A 24461-nucleotide genomic window follows, 5' to 3' on the forward strand; every position below is an offset into this window, starting at 1 on the left:
CTCCTCCTATTTTTTTATATCTATTCTTCTAAATCGTTCACATACAAGCAATATATCATCAGAAAAATCATGACCCACTTCATTCAATTTACTTCTGAAATATCTTTCATGAATCTCCTTCCAATTTTTATAGCTTTCATCCCCTTCAGCAATTGCAAACTCTTCTGTAATTTCATTCATAGGTACTATTGTTACTTCAATCGTTTTTACAATTGCTACCGGATTTTCATCGTGATCCAAAATAACAGAGTAGTCCTCTGTAGTTGGTAACGGTATATTCTTTAATTCATAGAAGAGATATGCAGAGCAAGTTGTCGTTTTCGTTCCGTCAACTACTTGCTTAGCAAGACGATTTGGGGTATCACCAAATTTCCATGCACTCACCGATTTTGGTATCTCAGCATCTTTCCAATACTCCGCCCAGTATTGTTGTGCTGCTTCATTCATTATCTCTCACTCCCCCTAAACTCTACTATAAGTGTAATAGACTTTCGAACCGTATCACTCTTTTACGACTGCCATTACAAACCCATCGTACCCTTTACTTCCTACAGTTTGAAGCGCAGTAGCACTTACACGTGGCTCTGCAGCTATTAATTCATAGAAGCGACGTATCCCTTGTACGCGAGGATCTTTACTCGTATTGTCAATAACTTCTCCTTCACGTACTACGTTATCCCCAATAATTATAGTACCAGGGCGTGATAGTTTCAGTGCCCATTCAAAATAGGTAGGGTTATTTTGTTTATCAGCGTCTATGAAAATAAAATCAAATGGTTCATAATTCTCATTTTTGATTTGTCGTAAAGAATCTAAAGCTAATCCTACTCGTACTTCAATTTTATCATTCAAATTGGCACGCTCAATATTGTTACGTGCAATTTCTGCATGTTTTTCATTTGCTTCCAATGTAACAACTCGGCCCCCAGATAGCAACCCCCTCGCAAGCCATATCGTACTATATCCGCCTAGCGTACCAATTTCTAAAATGTTACGCGCTCCTTGAATTTGTACTAATAGTTTTAAAAACTTACCTTGCGTTGGCGATACATCATGTGCCGGCAAATTAGCTGCAGCATTTGCTTGAAGAGCTTCTTCTAATGTAGAATCTCTCGGTATTAATACATCACTCACATACTGATCAACAGCCGTCCATTTCTCAATCGTACTCATGTAAATACCATCCCCTTCAATTTCTCAATACTTTTTTACCATTCACTTTCGATTATACCGAAAATTTTGTCTCATATACAAAAATAAAGAAAGGACATCTCCTCCATTACAGAATAGATGTCCCTTCTTTTGTTTATACATTTATCCCTTACGGATTAGTAGACCAAAGTCCAGCTGATTTAATAAATGTACGTTTATTTAATTTCAGCTGCGCTACGATAAACTCTGCAATATCTTCTGCTTGCATTACTTTATCTGGATTTCCATCAGTTAATCCTAAATCTACAGCCATATCAGTTGCTACTGTACTTGGTGTTAAAGCTGTTACACGAATATTATGTTTACGAACTTCCATCGCTAACGATTCTGTTAAGCCAAGAACACCAAATTTAGAAGCACTATATGCACTTGTTACAGGTGCACCTTTTTGTCCTGCTGTAGATGAAATGTTAATGATATCACCAGATTGTTGTTCAATCATGCTTGGTAAAGCTGCACGAGTTGCATAGTATACACCCATTAAGTTTACTTGAATGATTTTTTCCCAATCAGCAACGTCTAATTCTAAAAACTTACCAAATTTAGAAATACCAGCGTTATTAATTAAAATATCGATAGAGCCTAAACCGTTTTTTAATGTCTCAATCGCAGTAGTCACTTCTTCATATGAAGAAACATCAGCAGTCGCAATAACAGCTTTTACGCCTTCTGCTTCTACTTCTTTCGCTACAGCTTTTAAGTTTTCTTCTGAACGAGCTAAAAGACCTACGTTTACGCCTTCTTTGGCTAATGCAATTGCTACAGCACGACCAATACCTCTACCTGCGCCTGTAATTAAAGCATTTTTACCTTGTAATAATTCTGCCAAGTATAACACTCCTTAATCGTCTCAGTTGTTTATTATTATATTAAAAGTGTAACTATATTTATGTAAAAAGGCAATGATGCACTTTCATGTGCGTAGGTTACTTGTAGGTAACTATGAACACTCCCCCACTTAGCAAAGCTTGAAGTGGGGGTTTCTAACGTTTTGACCTAACGGACGATTAACGTCAGGGGAGTTAACACATTAGCGAGCTGTTTCACGCCTAACCCCTCTATCCCATTTGTCCATGCATTTTGGATTACTTTTCGTAAAATGTTAGCCGCAGCATTTACATCTGCATGAATTAAAGTTTTATTTGCTGAACGATATATGCCGCGCTTTATTCGTTTTCCTGAAAAAGTTGTATTTTGGTCATTTTCTCCATACGTTGGAATGAAGTCGTTATCCAGAAAACTTGCTTTCGATGTATATGATTCTTCAGTTACAACAACTTGAATGCCTACAGCATTTGCTTTGTATGTAATCATTTGAATCAATAAACTATGTGGGATATGACAAAACGATTGGTTATTTCTTTTTCCCATATTCGTTTCTTGTTTCCAACTTTTGTTTTGACCAATAACGATTTTACAAACTTCTTCTTCTTGAGCTAGTTTTACGATATGGTGACTAACTTTATGGAAGACGTCTTTTATTTTCAAGTAACGTTTTTGATGAAGTTTTTCTATCCTTTTAGAAGTAAAAGGTCCTTCATTAGTTTGTTTCCCATTTCTAAGAATGCTTGTAAAATGACTCTTCATTTTGTTGTAATATTGATTTATGCTTTTGACATGTTTGCCCTTAACAAGGACAGGTTTCATACCTGTGTTTGTTACGATGGTTGCAAGGTTATCAATCCCTAAATCAATACTCATATAACGTGCATTCTCTTCAATCATTTGTTGTTCAGAAGGAACATCAATTACCAATTCCACTACATATTCATTGTATTTTGGAATCACACGAACTTGTTTCAGTTTACCTTCAGTGAAACCTAGTTTCCCAATATTTAATTGCAATTTCGTCTTTGGAAACTTTAAAAATCTACCGTTTTTAATGATGCAATCTTGGTTTGTATACAGAATCTCTTTTTCAGAAGAACGAATATACTTTGGAATCCTAGGCGTTCCAGCATATTTGTTTGGATTCTTTTTATAGTCTTTTAAACTAGCAAAAAAAGATTTCCAATTTTGGAACAAACCTTTCATGATTGACTGGCTACATTGCGTAGGCAAAGTTCGATAATCATTTTGAATCATAGCCTTAAATAGTGCATCTAGAAAGTTGTAATCTACATAAGGTTTTTCAAAATTAGGTTCTGAAAACAAATTACATGTAATCTCTTTCTGTTCTTCTTTAGGCTTTAATTTCTCTTTTTCCAATTTCTTCTGATAGGCAAGAAGTTGTGTGTCATTCATCTTACCAATATTTTTATGAATATTAGCCAGAACTTCTTTTTGCAAAGGCTGCAACTCTTTTTCTTGTGTTAATCCAGTGTACACCTGGCGTATATAAAAGTTTGTGGTGTTGTACATGTTCTTAGCGTTATGACAACATTCTTGAAAATAAGAATACATACGATGCCCTTTTTTAATCCAGATTTGAAGAGTTTTATAGTTTGATGGATTTTCTTTTGCCATTTTATTCACCTCCTTGTTAAGGATATTACAGCAAAAATAGAACGTATGTTTCTGTTTTTCTTGAAAATAAAATATTTCTTTCGATTCACCTCACCACCTTCACTTACGTTTAGAGGTGGGAGTCCTCTCGAAAGGCATGATAGAAACTTTTTTATTTATAAGTCTCATATTTTTATCATTATTCATGTAAAATAAAAATAAATCCAGCATAGGGGAGTGTATGTGTATGAAGAGAAAAAAATGGTTCTTGTCACTAACTGCAGTCGGACTATGTATCATATTTTTTGCGATGTACTTTATATTTGGTAATCCACTAAATTATAAAGTAATAGAAAAAGATACTAGCAATTATCTCCATACTATAAAAAACTATAAGCAAGAAGAAATACAAAGCATAACTGGAAAATATACTCCCATTTATAATATCGGCTATTATGCAGAGGTAGTATATAAAGACGAACCCTATTTTACATACTCTTATACATACGATAATAATAATAAAATAATACAAGACAATGGCATTTTAGGAAGACATACTGAATCATTTGAGCATCTTAATTTAAATTGGTCACTGTTCGACCAATTAATAAAAGGTATTCATACAAACTTACAAGAAAGAGGTTTAAGTGAAAAAAAGGATTATTCTATACGAAGCGTTCAATTCATTGATATAGATGATGATAAAAACGGTGCAGAAGCATACGTTGACTTTAAGAAAGATAAAGAATCTGATTACTCATATCGTATGAATAGCGAAGGAAAAGCTTATCAATATAGCTGCAGCAATGGTAAATGTATGTATAAAGAGAAATAGTGTTAGAAGATATCCTCCTAACACTATTTCTCTTTATATTTAGGAATACACACAATAAATTCCGTCCCATTCCCTTCCTCACTCTCGACTTTTATTTCTCCTTGATGAAGATCGAGTACTTTTTTTACGATGGCCAACCCTAAGCCACTCCCTCCATACGTACGATTTCGTGAAGTGTCCGCTTTATAAAAACGTTCAAAAATATGCTGCTTCTGTTCTTTGGATATACCAATTCCCGAATCGCGAATAAACACTTCCACTACTTTCTCATATTCTTTTAACTGGATTGTAATTGTGCCACCACTTGGAGTAAATTTAATACTATTATGAATTAAATTAATCCAAACTTGACTCATACTTTCTTGATCAGCAGTAATGTGTACTTTCTCTAAATTAAGTTCTAACTCAATTTCTTTTTCAGCCCAGAGCGGTTCACTATTTAACACAATTTGCTTTAACTGTTGATCTAATCGATAAGTCATTCTTTCTGGCGTATACTCTTCCGACTCTAATAGGGTGAGTTTCAGTAAATTTTGACTTAGTTTAGATAATCTCGTTGTTTCCGTTTCAATAATAGTAAGGTAATGCTTTCTTTTTTCCTCGGAAAGATTGTTATCTTGTAATGCTCTAGCAAATCCTTTTATAGAAGTTAATGGTGACTGTATTTCATGAGAAACATTCGATACAAATTCCTGGCGCATTTTCTCCATCGCATTCAGTTCATCTGTCATATCATTTATACTTTTTACGAGCACACCAATTTCTCCATCATATTTCTCTTCATTCCTTATTTTTACGGAGAAGTCCCCTTTTGCAATTTTTTGTATCGGTTCAATAATAGTCCAAATCATTGCCTCTCGCTTTGGTCTCATTAATACCCCGATTAATACCCAAATAAGAACAATAAATATAAAGCCGACCATATCACTAATTAGAAAAGTAACAAAAGGCGATACTTGTATTTCAAGAGCATTCATTACACTTGATGATACATAAAAGGCTATAGACCAAATTATAGTGAGAAAAGAAAAAAGTGCTATTACCGCTCCCATTACTTTCAGCATCTTCAACTTACTCATTCGTTTTCTTTTTCTCATCTACTTACCTCTAAACGATACCCTAATCCTCTTATTGTTTTAATACTAAATTTCGACTTCTCTTCTTGGAACTTCTCTCGTAACCGATTAATATGAACATCTAATGTACGTTCATTCCCTTCAAAATCATATCCCCATACATCTTCAATTAATTGCTCTCTTGAACAAGTTCTCCCTGCTTTAGAACCTAAAGTAAAGAGCAATTCGAATTCTTTTAACGGTAACGTAACCGTTTGTTCTCCAGCTGTAACTTCAAATGTTTTACGATTTAACAGTACATTCCCAATTTGAATCGATTGCGACACTGTAATTTGGTAACGTTTCAATAACGCCTTAACTCTCACTACTAGTTCTATAGGATCAAATGGTTTTACAAGATAATCATCCGTTCCAAGGTGAAATCCTTTTACTTTTTGAGACGTTTCCCCTTTAGCAGTTAGCATCAAAATCGGGATATCATAGTATTTTCTTAATTCAAAACATGCATCAAATCCATCCATATTCGGCATCATGATATCAAGAATAACCATATCGACTTTCACTTCGTCTATTTTTCGAAGTGTATCTAGTCCATCAATCGCCTCTAATGTTTGAAAACCTTCCCGCTCTAAAAAAACAGAAACAAGTTCTCTAATGTGCGGGTCGTCGTCTACGATTAAAATTTTAGGTATCAAAGGAACCATTTCCTTTCTACTTAGCATCCTTTATACAGTTTTTACAAATAAATAATCAGCGGAGTACACTCCCCACTGATTATTCATTTTATAATGCGCCCTCTTTAATTTTCAATTGTTGCGTTGCAAATTCACGATACATATCATGCGTCTGTAATAATTCATCATGTGTACCGCTTCCTGTAAGATTCCCTTTTTCAATAAAAATGATTTTATCTGCATCTACAACAGTAGAAAGTCTATGTGCAATAACTAACGTTGTTCTGCCTTTCATTAAGTTATTTAAAGCCTTTTGAACAACAGACTCTGATTTACTATCTAGACTGGAAGTTGCTTCATCTAACATAAGAATTTGTGGATTTCGAAGTAACGCCCGAGCAATCGCAATTCGCTGTCTTTGTCCTCCAGAAAGCTTCACACCACGTTCTCCAACTTCTGTTGCATATCCATTTGGTAAGTCATGAATAAATGCATCAACATATGCCATCGCTGCTACTTTTTCAATTTCTTCATCTGTCACTTCACCCTCTACACCGTAACAAATATTATCACGAATCGTTCCATCAATTAGCGGACTATCTTGTGAAACGTAACCAATTTGACGTCGCCATGATTGCAATGAATAACTCGTAATTGAGTCTTTCCCTAATTTAATAGCACCGCTAGTTGGCTCGTAAAAACGTTCTAATAGTGAGAATAACGTCGTTTTCCCGCTACCACTTGGTCCTACGATTGCTGTTACTTTTCCTGATTCAATTGTGAAATCAATATTCTTTAAAACTTGCTCTTCTTCGTTATACTCGAAATGTATATTTTCAAGTACGATTGGCTGCTTAGCATTTGTAACCTTCACACCAGTTTCATGATCTTCTACTTCATATTCTAAAATTGTATTAATTCTTTCCGTTGCACCAATTGCCTTTTGGAATTGTGTAAAGAACATAGATAATTGACTCATTGGCATTATAATTTGAACTAAATATAAAATAAACGCTACTAGTTCCCCTGTTGTTAATGCACCGCTAGAAACACGCATTCCACCATACCCTACGATAATAACAAGCAATGCCATTAAAACAAACGACATAACTGGTGAAATTAACGCTTGCACTTTTCCTTCTTTCAAACCAAATTGTAATAACTTTTCGATACCTTTATTTCCAGTTTCATATTCTCTTTTTTCTGTATTTGAAGATTTCACCAAACGAATTTCTGATAACACTTGTGTTAATACACTAGTAAAAGAAGCCGTTTCATCTTGAAGTGCTTTTGAAATCTTATACATTTTTCGTCCAAGTGGAACTAAAATGAGTACTGATAATGGAATAACCGTTAAAAGTAAAAGTGTCATTTTCCAATCTAAAACAAATAATACAATTAATGAACCGACAATTGAAATACCGCCTGTTAATAAGTTTGACAAATGCTCAGAAATTAATGTTTTCACAACTCCTGTATCATTTGTCATACGGCTAATTGTATCCCCTGTTCTATTTTGATCATAATAAGTTACCGGTAAAATAAGCACCTTTTTCCACAAACGTTCTCTCAATCCAGCTACAATCTTCTGTCCTATATAATTTAATAAATATATAGACAATCCTGCCGCTATAGTTTGCATAATAAAGAAGGCAACTAGCCCAACAATTTGTCCTGTACTAATTGACGAAAGTGAAAAATTATCTACTAGCCCTTTCGTTAACATTGGAATAAATAAACTCGCTCCCGTAGAAAGCAAACTCATTAATAACGCAAAAGCAAGAATCCCTTTTGGAGGATTTGTATCTTGAATAAGGCGTAAAAACTGCCTCCAGCTCCCTTCTTTCTTCATCTCATCTCTAACTTCCATTTATGTTCATCTCCTCGTGTTAAACCAAACTGTTCTTTCTAAAAATAGAATACAATACAAATGTAAACTGAATGTAAACACACTTTTTCTGTTTTTACAAAATATACATGTCAACGCATCTTTACAACAGATATAAACATCTGATATTATTACCTGGTACTTAATATTATTCTATGTGGATTATAGATAACCAATTTACAATACTGTATAAATCTCCCGTTATTGAAAGGAGTATCCTTTTTGCAAACAAATATACATTCCGAAAAGGAAACAATCATTTTTATTCACGGCTTAGTTGGCAATCGTCGTGCCTTCAAAAAAGAGCATAAACGATTTTCCGCCGCTTACAACATTATTACTTATGACTTATTAGGTCACGGCGATGATAAAGGAGAAGCTATCGAATTTTCATTACAGCGCCTCGTAGATCAACTATTGAACTTATATGAAAAAGAAGGTATTCAAAAAGCTCATATTTGCGCTCTAAGTTATGGCTGTTATATTTCTACAATCTTTGCACAAATGCACCCAGAAAAAGTAGTAAGCATTTGTCATATTGGTGGACATTATAATAATCCATCCCTTTTATATAACGTATTTCAAAAATTTTGGGAGAAGCGCGGAGACGAATACTCTAAATGGCTCTCTCAATACGCAAATACCATTTTTCCAAGTGGCATACTGAAGGCTAATCCATTCGCTGTCATTTCTAGAAATATTTATTACCGTTTCGGATTACAATTACATTCATCAATTATTGCGCAATCATTACGACATCGTTTAGAATTCGATTTAAAATCGAAATTAAAATCACTTCCCCACCCTATATTATGGGTAATGGGTGAACATGATCATCTCTATAAATCTTGTCTTTTTGATTTAAAGTCCATTCTTCCTAACGTTTTATATAAAGAAATACCGTTAGCAGGACATGCAGCAAACCTATTTCGTCCCAACTACTTTCATGACCTATACGCCCGATTTTTGAATGGGAAATTACAGTAAAAACTACGACATTCCCAATCTATTCAACTATAAAAAGGCTTCCCAAGTTTCCCTGGAAAGCCTTTTCTCTATACGAAAAGTATATAAAACTACTTTTTCTTAGTATGCTTTTGTGTAACCTAACATGTGCTTGCTCCAGTAAGAGTTGTTTACAGAACTAATACGTACACCAGTTGCATCAGTTTCTGCACTAATGAACTGACCGTTTCCTAAGTAAACACCCATGTGAGAAGGACCTGATTTATAAGTATTTTGGAAGTATACTAAATCACCTGGTTGTGGATTGCTAGTTTTTGTTTTAGAGCTCCAGTATCCAGCAACTGTTTGACGAGCGCCTTTATGACCAGTTTGATTTAATACGTAGTGAATGAATCCACTGCAGTCAAAACCAGCAGGTGTTGTACCAGCAGTTCTGTATGGTGAACCATTTAAAGATCTAGCGAATCCAGCGATTGAAGATGTATCTCCACCTGTTGATGGTTTTTGTACGTCTTTACCTGGTTGTTGAACGTTATTTGTAACGTTATTGTTATTCGTAACGTTGTTTACTCCGCCTTTTACAAACTTAACGAAGTCTGCACTTACGTAACCTGTGCGGCCATTATGGTTAATTTTGTACCAACCATTTTCAGCGCCAGTAACGTTTAATACTTTACCTTGTGTTACGCCACCGATTACAGCGTTGTATGTAGCTGGGCCTGTACGTACTTTTAAAGCACCAGTGTTAACAACATAAGAACCACCAGTTTGAACTGTAGTAGTATTGTTGTTTGTAGTTGGTTGTTGTGTTTGGTTAGATACAGCAGAACCACCTTTTGTTACGAAGTCTTTGCTTACGTATCCAGTTCCACCATTGAAGTTGATTTTAAACCAATCTTGTACTTCACCTACAACTTGTACTGTTTTACCTTTATTTACAGAACCTAATACTGTATGAGATGTACTTGGGCCTGTACGTACGTTAAGTGAAGAAACGTTTACTGTGTAAGTACCTGTTCCTTGTTGAACAGTAGTTCCTGTTTTACCACCAGTCGTTACGAAGTCACCACTTACATAACCAGTTTGGCCGTTTACAGTTACTTTGAACCAACCGTTTTCTTGTCCAATTACTTGTAGTACTTGACCTGATTTCACTTTAGAAATCACGTTATGTCCTGTACCAGCACCTGAACGAACATTTAATACATCAGCGGTTACTGTGTATTTTAAGTCGGATTTTGTTTCTACAGTTTTTGTTTCAGTTACAGTCGTTTGAGTTTGAGTTTGAGTTTGTCCATTAATTTCTTTTAGCGCTTCGTTTGAAACTTGTGCATGAGCAGAATCCATTCCTGGAACTGCAACACCTACTACAGAAGCTGCTGCTAAACCTGCAATTACTTTTTTCATAAGTTGTCTTTACTTCCTTTCCCTACTATCCTCTTAAAAAAAAATTATAAACTTAATACTTTACAATATTATCAAAGTAAAATATTCATCAAGTTCCATTTTTTAACAAGAGTTTTATTTTTCACACAGAGTTCATTTTAAACGAATGAAGTGAATTCCGTGTGAACTTCATGTGAACTTTACCATTAAACTTATTGTTTTTGCAATGCTTTTTTCAATTCTTTTATGTATTTCATTGAAAATTCGACATTTCATTCATTATCTTAATATATATTTTCTATCCACTTTTAAAAACTCTATTAATCTAATACAATGCAAAGAATGTATTTCCTAGTAAAGTTCCTGCCATGAAGCATACTCTTATCATGACAAAAAATACTTTTTTTATCAATAGTATAATATTTTTAGAAAACTATTTTTGATACTACCTATCACTTTTAAAAGATTTGACAATTTGTAAGATTTAACTTCAAAAATCGTGTTCTAATTTGACGAAAATACACATTCCACTACCCATTTTTCACTGTCTATGGAATTTTCAGGACATTTACATTATCATATATAATAGTAGTATTTTAATCCATACAAATTTTATTTACTCTACACTGAAACCAATCGAACTTTTTCAGGTCGGTACATTGAATTTTGAGATGGAAGTCTTATTGCCCCTAAATAGTGGGATAAAAAAGGAGGTATATGTATGAAAAACATAATAGATGATCCTATAAGTAAAAATATAGAGCTGTACTATGCTTTTTTTCAATTCGTTTCAATTATTACCTTACAAAAAATATCAACTATTGAAACACGTAAAATCGAATTAAAAAATCAGATGAAAAATTCCTATCAAAAAAATCCTTATTACTTATAAAAGGTGAACAGGTTGTATCCCTGTTCACCTTTTATCATTCCTACATTATTTATAAATTTTCACACGATTTTCTAAAGGTTGGTATTCTTTTTCGCCTGCAGGTACCGCCGGTTTACCAAACGGCATTTGTGCAGTAAGTTTCCAATTTTCTGGAACTCCCCATTCTTTTCTTACTTCTTCATCAATTAACGGATTGTAATGCTGCAATGTAGCACCAAATCCTTCGATTTCTAAAGCTGTCCAAATTGCAAATTGTAACATTCCTGAGGATTGCTGTGACCACGTTGGGAAATTCTCTTTGTATAATGCAAAGTTTTCTTGTAGTTTTTCCACTACTTGACTGTCTTCAAAGTATAAAACTGTTCCATAACCACTTTTAAATGCATTCATTTTTTCTTCAGTAGATGCAAAGTTATTTTCAGGTACAATTTTTCGTAACGCTTCTTTCGTAATATCCCATAACTTATCATGCTGTTCTCCTAACAAGACGACAACGCGAGCGCTCTGAGAGTTAAAAGCTGAAGGTGTATGTTTTACAGCATGATAGATCACTTCTTGAATTCTTTCATCAGAAACTACTTGCTCTTTACTAATTGCATAAATAGATCTTCTGTCTTCAATTGCTGAGTAAAAATCTTTTGCCATCATAATTCCCTCCAATTTTCATTTGAGGCTTTTTCATATGTATACATCATGTTTCGCCTCTTAAAACTTATCATTAATAAGCTTCTAACTTTATACTATCAACAAACAATAATAAACTCAAATAATAACACTCACATTTTTTACCTTTTTATTTCCTAATGCTAAAAATAAAAAGGCAATTTATTGTTACCGATAATAGGTAACAACAAACTGCCTTTCTGATATGATGATCTAACTCAGTATTTCACTTAATTAACTAAGCCAAATGCATAAGACATTAGCTTATTCGTCTCTGTAAAACGCTTCGTTTTACCTTTCGTTCCCATTACAACTGTAATAATACGAGTATCACCTTGTTTTGCTGTACCCGTAAAACAATACCCTGCGCTATCTGTAAATCCTGTTTTTAATCCGTCTATTCCTTCTATATATAAAGCTTTGTTATTTTTATTTAACATATCATTTGTACTTATAACATTAATATTATTAAATGCTAACTGACTTTGACGTAAGTGAGTCACTTCTAATATTTCTGGATAATCTTTTATAAGATGATACGCCAAGTTTGCTACATCAGCAGCTGTCATCTTCGTCTCACTTCCATCAGGTTCCTGTAGTCCTGATGCATTTGCGAATTTAGCATAATCCGACATTTTTAACTGCTTCGCTTTTGCATTCATAATTTGAACGAAATCTTTCTCCGTTTTTGCCATATGTTCCGCTAGCGCCACAGCCGAATTATTTGCTGATTCAATCATTAATGCATGGAACAGATCTTTAACAGTCAATGTGTCATTCACTTGAACTGGGATTCTCGCACCTTCTGTTTGTGCCGCTTTCGCACTCATTTTCACTGGATCTTCCCAACGAATTTTCCCATTATGTACATTTTCTAATAAAAGGTACGCTGTCATCATCTTGGACATACTAGCTGGCGCAAAAGCTTCATTTTCATTATGTTGATAAATAATATCTCCATTACTCGCATCGATAATCATAGCTGCTTTTGCATCAATTTCGGGTGGGATGTACTTTGGTGGCACTACTTTTTCAGTTAATCCTGTTTCAGGTAATTCTGCCACTTGTAAAGGTGGTCCCTCTGCACTTGCTGTACTCTTTTGAGTTCCTTGGAATAAGAACCAACATACCCCTAAAATAAAAACTAATAGGATCGTTATCCTTCCCCATTTTAACCGCTTCATTTCAAAACTCCTTTAGCAAACCTTTTATACACTCACATTCAACCATAACAACTTTCCCTTTATATCGTCAAGGTAAAAAGCATATTTATTCATCTATAGCAATTATTATTTCAATGCATTTATGTTACAATGAAAACACTGAAATATAAGAATATTCACCGATAAATCCTCATAAATAAAATTTTTTAAATAGAAGGGATTCATGCAAATGATACTTCCAAAATCATTAAAATACGGAGACACAATTGGGATCTACTCACCTTCTTCACCAGTAACCTACACTTCTCCCAAAAGATTCGAACGTGCAAAATCTTACTTACTTCAAAAAGGATTTCATATATTAGAAGGTTCACTAACAGGTCGATATGATTATTATCGTTCTGGAAGCATACAAGAACGTGCAGAGGAACTAAATGACTTGATAAGAAACCCTGATGTTTCTTGTATCATGTCAACTATTGGCGGTATGAATTCTAATTCCTTATTACCTTATATTGATTATGACACTTTTCAAAATAACCCTAAAATAATGATTGGCTATTCAGACGCCACAGCTTTATTACTAGGGATCTATGCAAAAACAGGAATTCCTACCTTTTACGGTCCGGCGCTCGTTCCCTCCTTTGGAGAATTTGAGCCTTTTGTAGATTATACATACAAATATTTTGCAGAAACATTACTGCATGATCAAGTGCTTCCTTACAACATAGAACAACCTTTATTTTGGTCAGATGAATTTATTAATTGGGAAGAGAAAACAAAAGAAAAAGAACTTAGACAAAATAATTGGATTTCTGTAACAAACGGACAAGCTACTGGACGTGTTATTGGCGGCAACTTAAATACAATACAAGGAATTTTGGGCAGCCCTTATATGCCATGTATTCAAGAAGGCGATATTCTATTTATTGAGGATAGCTCAAAAGATGCAGCTACTATTGAAAGAAGCTTTTCATCACTTAAGGTTAACGGTGTATTTGATAAAGTTTCAGGTATTATTCTTGGAAAACATGAGCAATTTGATGATTGTGGTACAAATCGCAAACCTTACGAAATATTATTAGAAGTACTGCAAAACCAAAGAATCCCTTTACTAGCTGACTTTGATTGTTGTCATACCCATCCAATGATTACTATGCCTATAGGTGTTCAAGTGAACATGAATGCAACTAATAAAACAATACATATTTTAGAAAAATGGAAGATATAAATTGAAACTTTAATCAGCCCTCACCAATTGGGCTGCCTGGCAAATTGGCGGATAAAAAAAGCTTATATTATAGGAAGAAAACATAAAAAAGCTCCGTTATTACAACCGGAGCTTTTTATTATTGCCCTAAATTTTGAACCTTCTCTTTCAAATCACGAACTTGATCTATCGTCTGCATAAGCTCAGAGTTTTTAAATTGCTCTACATCCACTTTTCCTTCTTCTATCTTCGTCATTGCCGTATCAATTAATGTATTTAACTTTTCGTTATATCCGACGATTTGCTGATGAAGATCCTTTGCTACATCAGGTGGTGTTAATTCATTGAAAGCGGGTATATCTTGTTTAATTTCACTAAGCTTCGTTTCTAACTCTTTTCGAGCCTCACTATCATTAACAGCCTTTTCAGCTAATGCTGGTGCATCATTTGCAAATGCACTTATTTCATTTACATAGTCTGTAGCTTTTTGAGCATAATCTATGGAGTTCTTTCCTTGCTCTACTAGTGAACATCCCATTAAACCAATTGAAACTATACAAACTAATAAAATTGATTTGATTTTCATTTTAGACTCCCTTCGTCTTTATAATTGTCTACAATTTTCTCTATCATAACTTCTAGCCAAATTGCCTATACCCTTTTTCAAATGACTATCTAGACTCTTACATGTCCTATAATCGTTACAACATCTACTTCTATGTGTACGCTAATAATATCTTCAATTATTTCCATATATCCTTGTCCTATAGCTGCTCCATAGTGTAATGTAAGCCCCTTCTTTTCATACACTGACTTTGGCACTGAAAAAATAAATCTCCTCAAGTTTCTTTCATCAGCAGGCTCCATAATTAAAACAATTCCATCCTCTTCAAACATATACACTCGCCCTCCAACTTTACATTCACTATGGCTCAGTATTGCCTTTGTCAGCTAAATTTAAAACCTAAAAATAAGATGCACATCGCTCTATAATTAAAATTAAGAAGCATTAATTCTGTTTTTAAAGTTTAATGCTTCTTCAAAACTTTGATTTAACTGTCCATAATCCGTATTATGCGAATTATTTCAATTCCCCTCAATTCTTCATTTCCGGACAATATAGAGTACATCAGTTTCAGATAAACCAAATTTCCTCGCACTTCTCATTCCTTGTTTTTCAGCTATGTTATACAATTCAACCTTAAATCCTACATTCATTAATCGTTGTATAAATCCCGATTGATTATAAATCCTTACATGTTCTTCATGACCAAAAGCTAATTTTCTCAATTTTGGCGTTAAAATTAATTCATTCTCTATAATAATATCTACATTCATTACGATTGGAGCTTGAATAATTCCCCATCCATTTGTTTTTAAAACTCTATATAACTCTCTCATCGCTTTTTCATCATCTTGAACGTACTGTAATACATGACCACATAAAATCACATCAAATGTATCATTTTCATATGGAATTCTAGTAACATCAATTTCCTGCATTAATGGATCCTTTGGTTCAATATCTCCACACACATATATAATATTTTTATACTGAGCAAACCAACTTCTTAACTTCGCTTCTGGTGCAATATGAAGCATAGTATCATTTCCACTTAATAAATCCGTTTCCATTTCAATATATATACGATATAACCTTTCACGGTCCATCGAATCACATACCGGACAAATCCCCGTATCTTTATTCCACATCTCGAATTTGTATTTTGGAAAAGCGTAATGTTCTGGCCAAGGAGAAAATTTTTCAAATTGTTGATTGCAAAATTGACAATAGCAGACGTCTTTCTCAAATATACGATTAACTAACTTATTTAGTTCCTTCTCTATCTTTTCATTATCAATTTGATTTAATTGACTATTTTTTACCACATCCTTAATTATTAAAACGGCATTTTCCAAACAATGAGTTAAACACTCTTTATAATCTTGCTCACAATTTAAAAACCCACTATTATATGCATCTATTATTAATTCAATCCATTCTTCAATTGTCTTTAATGTAAATTGCATTTGTTTTTGATTTTCCCCACTATGTTGTCTAAAATAACTAAGAGGTTCCTCTATATAAACTACTTTCCCTTTCCTCATCATATCTAGCCATGTTGCAATGTCATTAATAGCAGAGTAACCCTTCCCCTTAAAACACCCAAAATCCCCTCCCAAAAATTTTCGATTAAACAGAACTGTTGTAGGCTCACCAACTACATTTTTTAAGTTTTTTAACATATAATCCCCTAATTCTTTCCCTTCAAAAAGTGTAGTTTCTTTGGCGATTTTCACATTCAATGTTGATGGTGATAATACTTTTCCATTCTCATCAATTAATTCACGATATGACGTCACAAACGAAATGTTTTCTAGACTAAAAAAACAGTACATCATTCTTTTAATCTTTTCAGGATGAAATAAGTCATCATCTAATAAAAAGTTTATATAATCTCCATTTGCAAGTTCTATACACTTATTAAAGTTCTCTGCTTCTAATCGAGGTTTATTTTTAACATATGTAATACATTCATATTCACTTAAATATGGTTGGATCATCGATTGAACTTCACCGTTTGTACTATCGTCAGAAATTATTATTTCGATATTTTCATATGTTTGATTCAAAGCACTTTTAAGAGCTAATTCCAAGTAATGTGGTTTATTATAGGCAGGAATTAGTATACTGACTTTCGGTAAATGAGAGTTGTTATTCCGATACTGTTTTTTCTTTTCTATATTTATTTCCTTTCGCTTAATTTTTCGGTAATAGTCTAATGTATATAATGTTGATGGTGGAACAAATTTTCTTGCATAATCTAGAAAATTAGTTATCGCTTTATATAACTCTTTTTCAGTAGATAAAAAACCATACTTTTCTCCAACTATAATACTATGTGAAAAATCCTCTACTCCATCCATAAGTTTATTAGATTCATTCAACTGTTGACCTGAATGTAATCGGAAGTAACTAAGTGTCTCCGCTATATATACTGCTTTTCCTTTACTTAATAAAGATAACCATGAGGCTATATCTACATTACATAGATACCTTCTCTTATCAAAAATCCCATACGGTTCTTGTAAATCATTTTTACGAAATAAAACTGTTGTCGGTTCTCCAATATAATTTTTTTGATCCACAATTACCCTATTTCCTAATTCTGTTCCCTCTATAATCGTATCCTCTTCAAATAAACAGACAGTTGAATAAATATGTCGTAGTTCTTTCCCTTTATCATCAATTACTTGACGATGAGATGTTACAAGCTTGATTTCATTATCTAAATCATTGAAAAAATACTTCATCATTTTTTCAATTTTATTCATATGAAATATATCATCATCCATTAAAAAATTTATATACTCACCGTTCGCTTCATTAAATAACATTAGCGCATTTTCAAATTGTCCGAGAGTTGACCTGTTTTTTATATAAATAATATTTGAATGATCACATAAGTATTTTTGTAACACATTTTCCGTTTCGTCATTCGTGCTATCATCTCCAACAATAATTTCTATATTAGAATATGTTTGTTGTAATACACTACACAATGCTTTTTCAAAGTAGCCAGGACGATTATAAGTAGGAATTAATACACTTACCAATGGAATTCGCTCTATCGCCTCTTCACTTTTTTCAAAACGATTCCCCATCTTTTCCCTCCACCTTTTCGCATATTAGTTATATACGCGACATAATATCACATTACTTAAACCGTATGAAACCTTTATACTTTTATGCAAGCCCATAACAAAATATCCTACTTTTCACTCCTAAATATACATATTCAATAACATAAGCATTTGATTAGCTGCTTTTTATTCATTTGATTTCTATCGTAAAATAATGTCAGGCAAATAAAACGAAACTTTAATTAGAGGGGGCTTCTCCATCCTTTCTAATTAGCCCCCTCACCAATCGTTTTTTTACGTCCAGTTAATCTCCCACCTAACTTCCTCACATCAGCCGGATCTTAAGATAGGAGTCTTACTCCCTGCAAATAGCGGGATAAATCTATACCTTAAAAAGAATATATATTTCTTAACAAAAAAATAGCTGCACCATTAGGCGTAGCTATTTTACAACTATTACTTATTCAAACTATATTCCTTTATCTAACTCATACAGCTTACGATACTTCTCGTTTTCTTTCAGAAGTTGTTCATGACTACCTTGCATCACAATTTGACCACGATCAAGGAATATAACTTCATCTACATGTTCAATTCCTACAAGGTGGTGTGTAATCCAAATAACAGTCTTTTCTTCTGTTGCAGAAAACATTGTTTCTATTAAAGATAGTTCTGTCTTTGGATCTAAGCCGATCGTAGGTTCATCAAGTACAATAATTGGAGCCTCTTGCATTAGCGTTCTAGCAAAAGCAACCCGTTGTCTTTCTCCACCAGAAAACCTTTTTCCCATTTCATACATTTTTGTTTGCAATCCATCTGGAAGAGAAGCTATATGCGAAGCTAATTGTGCTTTCTCTAAAGCTGTCCATATCTCTTCATCCGTAGCCTCTGGTTTACCGATTCGCACATTATTTCCAATTGTCGTATCAAATAAATGCGGCTTTTGATTCAATACAGAAATATATTTTGATAAAAGATTCGTATGAGCCTGTTCACTATTCAATAAAACTTCACCATGTAACGGGCTTAACGCACCTGCTAACAATTTTAACAAAGTAGATTTTCCTGTTCCACTTCTTCCTAAAATGGCGATTTTCTTTCCTGCCTTTATTTGCAGTGATACTTCTTTCAATACAAATTCATTACTATCTGGGTAACGATACGATACATGATTTAATTCAATGTCTATATGTTTTGATGCAACATAATCTTTATCTCCATGTAATTCCTTTTCATCCTGTAAAACATCATTAGCTTCTACTCTATTTAGACGATGAGCAGATTCTACATATGATGGAATTCGATCGATAGCATCTGAAAGAGGAATAAGCGCGTTTGTGACTGATAACGTCATTAAGACGAAAGCCGCAATAACGGTAGGTGCAATCTGTTCACTTGCCGCCTCATTTCCAGTCCATATGATCATTGAAATAACTACAATCCCCACTACTAATTGAATGATACTGTCCCTAATATGATTCCAGCGCTTCATTCTTTTTTCCGTTTTTAACAACTGAGCATTTTGCTCTACATACTTATCGATGAATTCATCTTTTCTACCACTTGCTTGCCAATCTGATAATCCAAAAACAGCGTCTGTCAATTGTTGATATAAACGGCTTCTTCCTTGTTTTAAAGTAACATGATGTTGCTTCATTAAAAGTAATGATACAAACGGAAGCAGAAAGACGATAATAGCCAACATACATGCTGCAATTAGTGCAAATACTACGTCAAATGCACCGATAACAAGTACGAATATGCTATATACAACTAATGCTAATAGACTAGGAAATATTGTACGTAAATATAGGTTTTGCAAATGCTCTATATCTTCGGATAATATACCTAACATATCGCCCGTTTGAAATCGCGAACGGAAAAATAACGCCTGCGGTTCTACTATTCTGTATAGTTTCGTTCTCATCTTTTCTAATATGCGTAGTACGACATCGTGTCCAACTAAACGCTCCAAATAATGAAATACCGCTTGTCCTATACTAAACGCACGTGTTGCAACGATAGGAACATATACAACCATTACATTTTCTGGTCTAAGAGCAGATTTAGAGATTAAATAACCTGAAATGAAAAGTAACATCGCACCTGAACTAACTCCAAGAAGACCAAGGGAAATAGTTAAAGTCATTCTACCTTTATTTTGCTGTATATAAGGTTTAATCCAGTTACTCATCTCTATCCCCTCTCTTTCCTGTGAAAATGTAATGCCTCATTCTTTAAAAGTTCTTCATACGTTCCGCTTTCTATCATTTCCCCTTTATTTAAAATAAGAATATGATCCATCTGTTTCATCCAGTGAAGACGATGTGTTGCAAGAAATACTAACTTACCTTCAAACAGACGTAACATCGCTTGTTTTATTTCAAATTCAGTTTCAATATCAAGATGTGCCGTAGGCTCGTCTAATAAAATAATTGGCTTTTTACTTAGAAGTGCGCGTGCCATAGCGACACGTTGTTCTTGTCCACCACTAAGCATACGTCCACCTTCTCCAATTCTTTCGTACATTCCATTCGGAAGCGATGCAACAAGTGAACGAAGACCAACTTCATTAATAACTCTTTCCACTTCTTCATCAGTTGTATTTGTTTCATAGAAACAAATGTTATCTTTTAATGAAAGCGGGAAAATATAAGGTTGCTGCGGAATATAAGCAATATTCTTTTGCCAATCTTCACGAGTAGACCCGTCAATTTCAACACCATTTACAATCAACTTTCCACCAGAAGGAGTTAAAAATCCTGCTAATACGTCGATTAGTGTTGATTTCCCCGCTCCACTCTCACCAATAACACCAATAGCACCGTTACCTTTCCAAGTAAAATCAATTCTCTCTAATATCTCTTTTTCAGATTCATCATTCTTTACTTTTACATCTTGTAATTTCAAGTTACTAGATGAATTCCATATGATATCTACATTAGATTCTTTCTTTCCTATTTCTTTTTGTTGCTGTAAAATCTTTTCTATTTGCTCCATTGCAAGTTGTCCATCTAACGTAGCATGGTAATTTGCTCCAACTTGTTTAATCGGCAAGAAATATTCCGGAGCTAAAATTAAAATCGTAAGGGCTGGCAATAGTACAATTGTCCCGTCTATTAAACGTATCCCTAATCCGACCGCCACAAATGCGATTGATAAACTCGTAAAGAAATCTAATGCAAAAGAAGAAAGAAAAGCAACTCGCAAAGTACGCATCGTTGCTTTTCTATATCTTTTACTTACCTTTTCAATCTTTCCTTCGTGCTGTTTACTTTTACCTAAATACTTTAATGTTTCTAATCCTTTTAACGTATCTACAAAATGATTAGAAAGTACACGATATGTTTCATATTGGCTATCCGCCATTTTCTGTGCTGCTAATCCTAGTAGGATCATAAATATAATTACGATAGGAATCGTTACAACTAAAATGATTCCAGACTCAATATCTAACGTAAAAACATATAGTACAATTAGTCCCGGTATGATACTACTTCTAATCATTTTAGGAATTGTTAATTCAATATATGTTTTAAATTTCTCAATACCTTCTATCGATAAGGTAACCAGATGACCTGTTCCAGCAGTTTGAACATACCGTGGACCTAACGTGAAATACGCCTCTATTAATTGTTTTCTCAGTAGCGATCCTGTTTTTTCAGCAAAACGTTCCACTAATATTTGCGATATTCGAACCAACATGTGACGTACTGCAAACGTGATTCCAAAATAAACAGTTTCATTTAACACAGATTGTACTGTTTCTCCCTGAAATAAGAACGTAATAGCCCGTGCTAAAAACACTGTTTGTGCAATAATACTAAAAGCTTCTAAAATGCTAATGATTGTTAACACTACATATAAAACTCGGCTACCAGGATACGACGGAAGTCCTCTTTTTCTTTTCATTAGTACTCCAAATCTTTATCTGACTTAACAGGTTGTCTAAACACATAGAAACTCCATATTTGACTTCCCAAAACAAATGGCAATATAGCAATTGAAAAATACGTCATCAGTTTTAGTGCATAATCTCCTGATGCTGCATTATAAATTGTTAAATCGTATATTGACCCTAACGAGCTAATTAAGACACGTGGGAACATGCCGGCAAACACACTCGCACTTAGTAAAATGATTGTTAAGCTCGTCATAACGAAAGCCCAACCATCTCTTCTTCTTTTATTTAATAATGTTGACGCACATAATGCTACAAAAGCTCCAATCGGAAGCATAATCCACTCTGTACCATGACCAGTGAAAATATCTGTTTTCCATAACCCTACACCGGCAAAAATAAGAAGTACTATAATTGCGAGTGGTGCAATTTTCAACGCAGCAATACGTGCACGTTCTCTTAACTTACCTGTTGTACGTATAGTAAGGAATTGCAATCCGTGAACAATACATAGCAGAAGGAACATAACTCCTCCAAGTAATGCAAATGGATGAAGTAATTGTAAGAATCCACCTACAGCATTTTTTGTCTCATCAATTGGAATACCTACCATAAAGTTAGCGATGGCAACTCCCCAAAGGATAGGCGGTAGTAAACTTCCTAAAAACATACCCCAATCCCAAAAACCTTTCCATTTATGATTATCTATTTTCGCACGGAATTTAAAGGAAACACCCCTTATAATTAAAGCAAGAAGCATAAATACAAACGGTATGTAAAACCCGCTAAATAAAGTTGCATACCAGTGCGGGAATGCCGCGAACATAGCTCCACCAGCACAAACAAGCCATACTTCATTCGCGTGCCAAAATGGACCAATTGTATTTAAGTATATTCTTTTCTCTAAATCGTTTTCCCCTAAAAATCTTGAAACTATACCTACACCGAAATCGAAACCTTCAAGTACAAAGAAGCCTACGAATAAAACTGTAATAATGATAAACCACAACACATTAAGAGATAACATACTCTTCCTCCTTATCAAATGGATCATGGCTTTGAGAATCCTGTTTCGTTTTCTTATTCTCATGTCCTTTAATGATACGAACGAATAAGTAAATAGTAATTCCACCTATAATTAAATATAGTGATGTAAATGAAACTAAAGAGAATAACACTTCTCCGAACGTAACATTTGGAGATACAGCATCTTCCGTTTTCATAACACCGAAAACTACCCAAGGCTGACGTCCCATTTCAGTCATAATCCATCCTACTGTATTACCGATAAACGGTAGTGAAATTGCATACACCATTAATTTTAAATACCAAGTTTTTTCAGCTAATCGATCTTTTCTTGATAAGAACCATCCATACGCTCCTAGAAGCAGCATAAATGTTCCACTCATTACCATCGCTCTAAAACTCCAGAACATTGTGTGTACTGGTGGAATATAATCTCCAGGCCCATATTTTTCTTCATATTGCTTTTGAATTTGATTCATCCCTTCTACTTGACCGCTAAATTTATCATATGATAATAGACTTAGCATATAAGGGATTTGAATTTCAAACGAATTTTCTTTCTTCTCTGCATCAATTTTCGCAAATACTGTAAATGGCGCTGGATCTTCACTCGTATTCCATAACGCTTCAGCTGCTGCCATTTTCATTGGATGTGTTTTAATTAATTGTTGTGCTTGCGCATGACCGAAGAATAATACAAGCGCTGTCGTAAGTGTTCCAACAATGATAGAAATGCGGAACGATTTTTTAAACACTTCAGTTTCTTGAGCTTTCGTTATTTTCCATGCACTCACACCTGCAATAAAGAAGGCACCAGTTGCAATTGCCGCTGTAATTGTATGCGGGAATTGTACCCATAATTGTGGGTTTTGGATAATTGCTAAGAAATCATTCATTTGTGCACGTCCATCTGCTGCCATTTCATATCCTACTGGCGATTGCATAAATGCACTTGCAGTTAAAATCCAAAATGCTGATAACATTGTTCCAATTGAAAGGAGCCAAATACATAAAAGGTGAATTCGCTTCGGTAATTTATCCTCACCGAATACCCATAAACCTAAGAATGTAGACTCAATGAAAAATGCTAATAAACCTTCAATCGCAAGTGATGGACCAAACACATCACCTACGAAACGTGAATAGGTTGACCAGTTCATACCAAACTGGAATTCTTGTAGAATACCAGTTACTACACCTACCGCAAAGTTTACAAGGAATATTTGCGTCCAAAACTTCGTCATCTTCTTATAAATTTCTTGTCCCTTTACCACATATAACGTTTGCATTAACGCAATGATAAAAGCTAAACCAATAGACAGCGGAACAAAAAAGTAATGGAAAATCGTTGTTGATGCGAATTGTATTCGTGCCAATTCGAGCGTTTCCATACTACAATCACTTCCTTCATAATTTTTTATATCGTATTTTCGATTGAGTTGTATGAATAAAACAACTCAAATCTTAGAAAGATAAATT

21 protein-coding genes are annotated in these 24461 nt (G+C 34.1%); 4 read left to right on the plus strand and 17 right to left on the minus strand.

The features are described from left to right. Positions 1-6: 6 nt before the first annotated feature. The 4 genes from QCI44_RS18555 to QCI44_RS18570 form a co-directional block, all read right to left on the minus strand. Positions 7-447, minus strand: coding sequence for an ASCH domain-containing protein (locus tag QCI44_RS18555; protein WP_016134190.1), 441 nt, complete (start codon positions 445-447; stop codon positions 7-9). Positions 448-501: 54 nt separating this feature from the next. Further along, positions 502-1173 carry an O-methyltransferase gene (locus QCI44_RS18560; RefSeq protein WP_016134189.1) on the minus strand — a complete coding sequence of 224 codons (672 nt, stop codon included), beginning with the start codon at positions 1171-1173 and terminating at the stop codon, positions 502-504. Between the two features lie 148 nt (positions 1174-1321). Continuing rightward, positions 1322-2041 (minus strand): 3-ketoacyl-ACP reductase, encoded by a 720-nt coding sequence (locus QCI44_RS18565; RefSeq protein ID WP_000818985.1) that lies wholly within the window; start codon positions 2039-2041, stop codon positions 1322-1324. Between the two features lie 167 nt (positions 2042-2208). Then, positions 2209-3678 carry an RNA-guided endonuclease InsQ/TnpB family protein gene (locus QCI44_RS18570; RefSeq protein ID WP_353811391.1) on the minus strand — a complete coding sequence of 490 codons (1470 nt, stop codon included), beginning with the start codon at positions 3676-3678 and terminating at the stop codon, positions 2209-2211. Between the two features lie 220 nt (positions 3679-3898). On the opposite strand from QCI44_RS18570, the gene QCI44_RS18575 reads away from it, so the two are divergent. Beyond that, positions 3899-4492 carry a DUF3139 domain-containing protein gene (locus QCI44_RS18575; RefSeq protein ID WP_080120050.1) on the plus strand — a complete coding sequence of 198 codons (594 nt, stop codon included), beginning with the start codon at positions 3899-3901 and terminating at the stop codon, positions 4490-4492. A 23-nt stretch (positions 4493-4515) separates the two neighbouring features. Here QCI44_RS18575 and hitS read toward each other — a convergent pair whose 3' ends face one another. The 3 genes from hitS to QCI44_RS18590 all read right to left on the minus strand — a co-directional run bounded on the left by hitS (position 4516) and on the right by QCI44_RS18590 (position 8112). Continuing rightward, positions 4516-5589: an envelope stress sensor histidine kinase HitS gene (hitS, locus tag QCI44_RS18580; protein ID WP_016088301.1), complete on the minus strand. Its 1074-nt coding sequence runs from the start codon at positions 5587-5589 to the stop codon at positions 4516-4518. After that, positions 5586-6263, minus strand: coding sequence for an envelope stress response regulator transcription factor HitR (gene hitR / locus QCI44_RS18585; RefSeq protein WP_353811392.1), 678 nt, complete (start codon positions 6261-6263; stop codon positions 5586-5588). The genes hitS and hitR overlap by 4 nt, the downstream gene beginning before the upstream one ends. An 88-nt stretch (positions 6264-6351) precedes the next feature. Then, entirely contained in the window at positions 6352-8112 is a 1761-nt protein-coding gene (locus QCI44_RS18590; RefSeq protein ID WP_353811393.1) for an ABC transporter ATP-binding protein, read from the minus strand. Positions 8113-8352: 240 nt separating this feature from the next. Here QCI44_RS18590 and QCI44_RS18595 point away from each other — a divergent pair, with 240 nt between their 5' ends. Continuing rightward, a complete protein-coding gene (locus QCI44_RS18595; RefSeq protein ID WP_016088304.1) occupies positions 8353-9117 on the plus strand; it encodes an alpha/beta fold hydrolase in 765 nt (254 codons plus the stop codon). A gap of 99 nt (positions 9118-9216) precedes the next feature. Here QCI44_RS18595 and entFM read toward each other — a convergent pair whose 3' ends face one another. After that, on the minus strand, positions 9217-10503 hold the full coding sequence (gene entFM, locus QCI44_RS18600) for an enterotoxin EntFM (RefSeq protein WP_098486458.1): 1287 nt from the start codon (positions 10501-10503) through the stop codon (positions 9217-9219). A 700-nt stretch (positions 10504-11203) separates the two neighbouring features. Between entFM and QCI44_RS18605 the strand changes: the two genes are divergently transcribed. Next, on the plus strand, positions 11204-11374 hold the full coding sequence (locus QCI44_RS18605) for a DNA mismatch repair protein MutT (RefSeq protein WP_098561110.1): 171 nt from the start codon (positions 11204-11206) through the stop codon (positions 11372-11374). Between the two features lie 45 nt (positions 11375-11419). Here QCI44_RS18605 and QCI44_RS18610 read toward each other — a convergent pair whose 3' ends face one another. Continuing rightward, on the minus strand, positions 11420-12022 hold the full coding sequence (locus QCI44_RS18610; protein WP_098561111.1) for a nitroreductase family protein: 603 nt from the start codon (positions 12020-12022) through the stop codon (positions 11420-11422). 245 nt (positions 12023-12267) lie between these two features. Further along, on the minus strand, positions 12268-13221 hold the full coding sequence (locus tag QCI44_RS18615; RefSeq protein WP_098058004.1) for a D-alanyl-D-alanine carboxypeptidase family protein: 954 nt from the start codon (positions 13219-13221) through the stop codon (positions 12268-12270). 208 nt (positions 13222-13429) lie between these two features. Between QCI44_RS18615 and QCI44_RS18620 the strand changes: the two genes are divergently transcribed. After that, positions 13430-14431 carry a S66 family peptidase gene (locus QCI44_RS18620; protein WP_098591667.1) on the plus strand — a complete coding sequence of 334 codons (1002 nt, stop codon included), beginning with the start codon at positions 13430-13432 and terminating at the stop codon, positions 14429-14431. Positions 14432-14549: 118 nt separating this feature from the next. Here QCI44_RS18620 and QCI44_RS18625 read toward each other — a convergent pair whose 3' ends face one another. The 7 genes from QCI44_RS18625 to cydA form a co-directional block, all read right to left on the minus strand. Continuing rightward, positions 14550-14996, minus strand: coding sequence for a DUF6376 family protein (locus QCI44_RS18625; protein ID WP_087982909.1), 447 nt, complete (start codon positions 14994-14996; stop codon positions 14550-14552). Positions 14997-15085: 89 nt separating this feature from the next. After that, positions 15086-15307 (minus strand): hypothetical protein, encoded by a 222-nt coding sequence (locus tag QCI44_RS18630; RefSeq protein ID WP_098486461.1) that lies wholly within the window; start codon positions 15305-15307, stop codon positions 15086-15088. A 207-nt stretch (positions 15308-15514) separates the two neighbouring features. Next, positions 15515-18076, minus strand: coding sequence for a glycosyltransferase (locus QCI44_RS18635; RefSeq protein WP_098561112.1), 2562 nt, complete (start codon positions 18074-18076; stop codon positions 15515-15517). 448 nt (positions 18077-18524) lie between these two features. Further along, positions 18525-20249: a thiol reductant ABC exporter subunit CydC gene (gene cydC / locus QCI44_RS18640; protein WP_353811394.1), complete on the minus strand. Its 1725-nt coding sequence runs from the start codon at positions 20247-20249 to the stop codon at positions 18525-18527. A 2-nt stretch (positions 20250-20251) separates the two neighbouring features. Beyond that, positions 20252-21967, minus strand: coding sequence for a thiol reductant ABC exporter subunit CydD (gene cydD / locus QCI44_RS18645; RefSeq protein ID WP_353811395.1), 1716 nt, complete (start codon positions 21965-21967; stop codon positions 20252-20254). Beyond that, a complete protein-coding gene (cydB, locus tag QCI44_RS18650) occupies positions 21967-22983 on the minus strand; it encodes a cytochrome d ubiquinol oxidase subunit II (protein WP_353811396.1) in 1017 nt (338 codons plus the stop codon). Before cydB ends, cydD begins: the two co-directional genes overlap by 1 nt. Further along, positions 22970-24373 carry a cytochrome ubiquinol oxidase subunit I gene (cydA, locus tag QCI44_RS18655; RefSeq protein WP_000448880.1) on the minus strand — a complete coding sequence of 468 codons (1404 nt, stop codon included), beginning with the start codon at positions 24371-24373 and terminating at the stop codon, positions 22970-22972. Before cydA ends, cydB begins: the two co-directional genes overlap by 14 nt. Between the last annotated feature and the right edge of the window lie 88 nt (positions 24374-24461).

The sequence above is a fragment of the Bacillus cereus group sp. RP37 genome, from assembly GCF_040459695.1.
Classification (GTDB): domain Bacteria; phylum Bacillota; class Bacilli; order Bacillales; family Bacillaceae_G; genus Bacillus_A.

Bases quoted from the DNA above. Each gene is read 5' to 3' on its own strand.
- QCI44_RS18555 (WP_016134190.1), bottom strand. From the start codon at position 447: ATGAATGAAGCAGCACAACAATACTGGGCGGAGTATTGGAAAGATGCT.
- QCI44_RS18560 (WP_016134189.1), bottom strand. From the start codon at position 1,173: ATGAGTACGATTGAGAAATGGACGGCTGTTGATCAGTATGTGAGTGAT.
- QCI44_RS18570 (WP_353811391.1), bottom strand. From the start codon at position 3,678: ATGGCAAAAGAAAATCCATCAAACTATAAAACTCTTCAAATCTGGATT.
- QCI44_RS18575 (WP_080120050.1), top strand. From the start codon at position 3,899: ATGTGTATGAAGAGAAAAAAATGGTTCTTGTCACTAACTGCAGTCGGA.
- hitS (WP_016088301.1), bottom strand. From the start codon at position 5,589: ATGAGAAAAAGAAAACGAATGAGTAAGTTGAAGATGCTGAAAGTAATG.
- QCI44_RS18590 (WP_353811393.1), bottom strand. From the start codon at position 8,112: ATGGAAGTTAGAGATGAGATGAAGAAAGAAGGGAGCTGGAGGCAGTTT.
- entFM (WP_098486458.1), bottom strand. From the start codon at position 10,503: ATGAAAAAAGTAATTGCAGGTTTAGCAGCAGCTTCTGTAGTAGGTGTT.
- QCI44_RS18605 (WP_098561110.1), top strand. From the start codon at position 11,204: ATGAAAAACATAATAGATGATCCTATAAGTAAAAATATAGAGCTGTAC.
- QCI44_RS18610 (WP_098561111.1), bottom strand. From the start codon at position 12,022: ATGATGGCAAAAGATTTTTACTCAGCAATTGAAGACAGAAGATCTATT.
- QCI44_RS18615 (WP_098058004.1), bottom strand. From the start codon at position 13,221: ATGAAGCGGTTAAAATGGGGAAGGATAACGATCCTATTAGTTTTTATT.
- QCI44_RS18620 (WP_098591667.1), top strand. From the start codon at position 13,430: ATGATACTTCCAAAATCATTAAAATACGGAGACACAATTGGGATCTAC.
- QCI44_RS18625 (WP_087982909.1), bottom strand. From the start codon at position 14,996: ATGAAAATCAAATCAATTTTATTAGTTTGTATAGTTTCAATTGGTTTA.
- QCI44_RS18630 (WP_098486461.1), bottom strand. From the start codon at position 15,307: ATGTTTGAAGAGGATGGAATTGTTTTAATTATGGAGCCTGCTGATGAA.
- QCI44_RS18635 (WP_098561112.1), bottom strand. From the start codon at position 18,076: ATGGGGAATCGTTTTGAAAAAAGTGAAGAGGCGATAGAGCGAATTCCA.
- cydC (WP_353811394.1), bottom strand. From the start codon at position 20,249: ATGAGTAACTGGATTAAACCTTATATACAGCAAAATAAAGGTAGAATG.
- cydD (WP_353811395.1), bottom strand. From the start codon at position 21,967: ATGAAAAGAAAAAGAGGACTTCCGTCGTATCCTGGTAGCCGAGTTTTA.
- cydB (WP_353811396.1), bottom strand. From the start codon at position 22,983: ATGTTATCTCTTAATGTGTTGTGGTTTATCATTATTACAGTTTTATTC.
- cydA (WP_000448880.1), bottom strand. From the start codon at position 24,373: ATGGAAACGCTCGAATTGGCACGAATACAATTCGCATCAACAACGATT.